Below are 3,935 nucleotides of genomic sequence, written 5' to 3' on the forward strand. Positions count from 1 at the left end.
GGCTCAACAGGGCGTGTCATCGGGCGCAGGCGCCGTCCTGGGCCGGGTGGCCGTGCCCGCCGGGGTGCTCGCGGCCGTCGTCGGGGCCTTCGCGTACGTCGGGACGGTCGACCCCAACGAACCCGGCCACTACCCGGTCTGCCCGCTCCTGCGACTGACCGGTGTGTACTGCCCGGGCTGTGGCGGTCTGCGCAGCGCCTACGCCTTCGTCCACGGAGACTGGGTGACGGCTCTCGGGGCCAACGCGCTGGCCGTGGCGGGGTACCTGGCCTTCGCCGTCCTGTGGACCGTCTGGGTGGTCCGGGCGGCGCGCGGACGGCCGATGCGGATCGATCTCGGGCCGGCCCAGCTGTGGAGTCTTGGAGCATTGCTGCTGGTCTTCACGGTTGTCCGGAACCTGCCGTTCGGCAGCTGGCTCCACCCTTGATCAAACGATGGATGTCCAGGTAGTGGGACCGGTGTCAACCGGATGTGAGGGCCACGCCCTCCTCCGGATACCATCGGAGTGACCGGCTTTGACAGTTTGTGCAGCTTCAATGGTGTGAATGGCTTGAACAGCCAATCGCCTACCGTCTGAAAGGGGGCCGCTCGCGTGAGTGTGCTCGACGAGATCATCGACGGAGTCCGTGCCGACCTCGCGGAGCGGCAGGCGCGCGTCAGCCTCGACGAGCTCAAGGAGCGCGCGGCGAAGGCTCCCGCGGCCAAGGACGGGGTCGCCGCACTGCGCGGCGAGGGCGTCAAGGTCATCTGCGAGGTCAAGCGGTCCAGCCCCTCCAAGGGCGCGCTGGCGGCCATCGCCGACCCGGCCGGCCTCGCGTCGGACTACGAGGCGGGTGGCGCTGCCGTCATCTCCGTCCTCACCGAACAGCGCCGCTTCGGCGGTTCGCTGGCGGACCTGGAGGCGGTGCGCGCCCAGGTGGACATCCCGGTGCTGCGCAAGGACTTCATCGTCACGTCCTACCAGCTGTGGGAGGCGCGGGCGTACGGGGCCGATCTGGCCCTGCTGATCGTCTCCGCCCTCGATCAGTCCGCCCTGGAGTCCCTCATCGAGCGCGCCGAGTCCATCGGGCTCACCCCGCTCGTCGAGGTGCACGACGAGGACGAGGTCGAGCGGGCGGTGGACGCGGGGGCCCGGATCATCGGTGTCAACGCGCGCAACCTGAAGACCCTGGAGGTCGACCGCACCACGTTCGAGCGGGTCGCCCCCGAGATCCCCGACAGCATCGTCAAGATCGCCGAGTCCGGTGTCCGCGGCCCGCACGATCTGATCGCGTACGCCAACGCGGGCGCCGACGCGGTGCTGGTCGGCGAGTCGCTCGTCACCGGGCGCGACCCCAAGTCGGCGGTGTCCGACCTGGTGGCGGCGGGGGAGCATCCCGCGTTGCGGCACGGGCGCGGCTGATCCCGGCTAGAGTTGGCCCGATGACACTCACCCTCACCCCCATGGACCGGTACGCCCGCCTCGCGCGTGGCTGCCGGCCCCGTGGCTGTCGCGCTCCTGCGCGGAGGGTGCACGGGCGGCGGGTTCGGTATGTCATCGGGGACGAACCTGGACAGGTCAACGGGATGCGATGGCCCGGCGGGGCTTTGCAGTAAGGGTGCGTGGTCGGCTGCGGGTTCGTCGTGGCTGGTCGCGCAGTTCCCCGCGCCCCCCATGGGGCGCGTCCTCGGTGCCGGAGTTTTCCTGAGGCACCGTTCTGCTCAGCCCTCTCACGCCTCCCCCTGTCCAGACGACCCCGGGGCGCCGCGCCCCTGCGAGGTAGAGCCGTATGTCCAGTGAGTTCTTCATTCCTGATCCGGTGGGTCAAGTGCCCAACGTCGACGGGTACTTCGGTGCCTTTGGTGGCAAGTTCATTCCGGAGGCGCTTGTCGCCGCCGTGGACGAGGTCGCCGTCGAGTACGACAAGGCGAAGTCCGACCCGGAGTTCGCCCGTGAGCTCGACGATCTGCTCGTCCACTACACCGGCCGGCCCAGTTCCCTCACCGAGGTGCCCCGGTTCGCCGAGCACGCCGGTGGCGCCCGGGTCTTCCTCAAGCGGGAGGACCTGAACCACACCGGGTCCCACAAGATCAACAACGTGCTCGGGCAGGCCCTCCTCACCAGAAGGATGGGCAAGACCCGGGTCATCGCCGAGACCGGGGCCGGTCAGCACGGGGTCGCCACCGCGACCGCCTGTGCGCTGTTCGGGCTCGAGTGCACCATCTACATGGGCGAGATCGACACCCAGCGCCAGGCACTCAACGTCGCCCGGATGCGCATCCTCGGCGCCGAGGTCATCGCCGTGAAGTCCGGGTCGCGCACCCTCAAGGACGCCATCAACGAGGCGTTCCGCGACTGGGTCGCCAACGTGGACCGCACGCACTACCTGTTCGGGACCGTGGCAGGACCGCACCCCTTCCCTGCCATGGTGCGCGACTTCCACCGGGTGATCGGTGTCGAGGCCAGGCGGCAGCTCCTGGAGCAGGCCGGGCGGCTTCCCGACGCGGCCATCGCCTGTGTGGGCGGCGGTTCCAACGCCATCGGGCTCTTCCACGCCTTCATCCCCGACGCCGACGTCCGGCTCATCGGGTGCGAGCCCGCCGGACACGGTGTCGAGACCGGCGAGCACGCCGCGACCCTCACCGCCGGTGAGCCCGGCATCCTGCACGGCTCGCGGTCGTACGTCCTGCAGGACGAGGAGGGGCAGATCACCGAGCCCTACTCGATCTCCGCCGGGCTCGACTACCCGGGCATCGGGCCCGAGCACTCCTACCTCAAGGACAGCGGTCGCGCCGAGTACCGGGCGGTCACCGACGACGCCGCCATGCAGGCGCTGCGACTGCTGTCCCGTACCGAGGGCATCATCCCGGCCATCGAGAGCGCGCACGCGCTGGCCGGCGCCCTGGAGGTCGGCAAGGAGCTGGGCAAGGACGGGCTGATCGTCATCAACCTCTCCGGGCGCGGCGACAAGGACATGGACACCGCCGCCCGGTACTTCGACCTGTACGACACCGACGCCGAGGTCGCCGCGAACGCGGCCGACACCGCCGAGATCGAGGGGGACGCCAAGTGAGCGGGAACATCCAGCTGCTGTCGGACACCCTCGCGGGTGCCAGGGCCGAGGGGCGCTCCGCCCTCATCGCGTACCTCCCCGCCGGGTTCCCGACCGTCGACGGCGGGATCGACGCCATCAAGGCCGTGTTCGACGGCGGCGCCGACATCGTCGAGGTCGGGCTGCCGCACAGCGACCCGGTGCTCGACGGTCCTGTCATCCAGACCGCCGACGACATCGCCCTGCGCGGCGGCGTCAGGATCGCGGACGTGATGCGCACGGTCCGGGAGGCGTTCGAGGCCACCGGGAAGCCGGTGCTCGTCATGACGTACTGGAACCCGATCGACCGCTACGGCGTCGAGCGCTTCACCGCAGAGCTCGCGGAGGCGGGCGGCGCCGGGTGCATCCTGCCCGACCTGCCCGTGCAGGAGTCGGCGCTGTGGAGGGAGCACGCCGAGAAGCACGGCCTCGCCACCGTGTTCGTCGTCGCGCCCAGCAGCAGGGACGCGCGGCTCGCCGAGATCACGGCGGCCGGCAGCGGGTTCGTGTACGCCGCCTCGCTCATGGGCGTCACGGGGACCCGGGTGTCGGTCGGCGCCCAGGCCCAGGACCTGGTCCGGCGCACCCGGGGCACCGGCACCGACCTGCCGGTCTGTGTCGGGCTCGGTGTCTCCGACGCGGCGCAGGCCGCCGAGGTCGCCGGCTTCGCCGACGGGGTGATCGTCGGGTCGGCCTTCGTGAAGCGGATGCTCGACGCGCCGGACCACGCGGCCGGTGTCGAGGCCGTGCGGGAACTCGCCGCCAGCCTCGCGAAGGGCGTACGCGGCAAGGCGTAGAGCGACATCGCGTAAACAGGCGGGACATTTCGCACAGGTCGCCCGAACGGGTGGACCTGGGGCCGGG

At 70.8% G+C, this 3,935-nt stretch carries 5 protein-coding genes; all 5 read left to right on the forward strand.

What is annotated here, in order from left to right; all coding sequences use genetic code 11:
- Positions 1-13 precede the first annotated feature (13 nt).
- The gene (locus STRTUCAR8_RS42420) at positions 14-427 is read left to right on the forward strand and encodes a DUF2752 domain-containing protein (RefSeq protein ID WP_006382604.1); all 414 of its coding nucleotides are present in this window, start codon (positions 14-16) and stop codon (positions 425-427) included.
- Positions 428-592: 165 nt separating this feature from the next.
- Entirely contained in the window at positions 593-1,402 is an 810-nt protein-coding gene (trpC, locus tag STRTUCAR8_RS42425; RefSeq protein WP_006382602.1) for an indole-3-glycerol phosphate synthase TrpC, read from the forward strand.
- A 41-nt stretch (positions 1,403-1,443) separates the two neighbouring features.
- Positions 1,444-1,596, forward strand: a complete 153-nt coding sequence (gene trpM / locus STRTUCAR8_RS55925) for a tryptophan biosynthesis modulator TrpM (RefSeq protein WP_409096121.1) — start codon at positions 1,444-1,446, stop codon at positions 1,594-1,596.
- A gap of 173 nt (positions 1,597-1,769) precedes the next feature.
- Positions 1,770-3,053 carry a tryptophan synthase subunit beta gene (trpB, locus tag STRTUCAR8_RS42430; protein ID WP_006382603.1) on the forward strand — a complete coding sequence of 428 codons (1,284 nt, stop codon included), beginning with the start codon at positions 1,770-1,772 and terminating at the stop codon, positions 3,051-3,053.
- Positions 3,050-3,868 (forward strand): tryptophan synthase subunit alpha, encoded by an 819-nt coding sequence (gene trpA / locus STRTUCAR8_RS42435; protein ID WP_006382601.1) that lies wholly within the window; start codon positions 3,050-3,052, stop codon positions 3,866-3,868. Before trpB ends, trpA begins: the two co-directional genes overlap by 4 nt.
- The last annotated feature ends 67 nt before the right edge of the window (positions 3,869-3,935 follow it).

This window comes from Streptomyces turgidiscabies Car8 (assembly GCF_000331005.1).
GTDB classification, from domain to species: Bacteria; Actinomycetota; Actinomycetes; order Streptomycetales; family Streptomycetaceae; genus Streptomyces; species Streptomyces turgidiscabies.

Coding starts and splice junctions, on each gene's coding strand:
- trpM (WP_409096121.1), top strand. CDS start 1,444: ATGGACCGGTACGCCCGCCTCGCGCGTGGCTGCCGGCCCCGTGGCTGT.
- trpB (WP_006382603.1), top strand. CDS start 1,770: ATGTCCAGTGAGTTCTTCATTCCTGATCCGGTGGGTCAAGTGCCCAAC.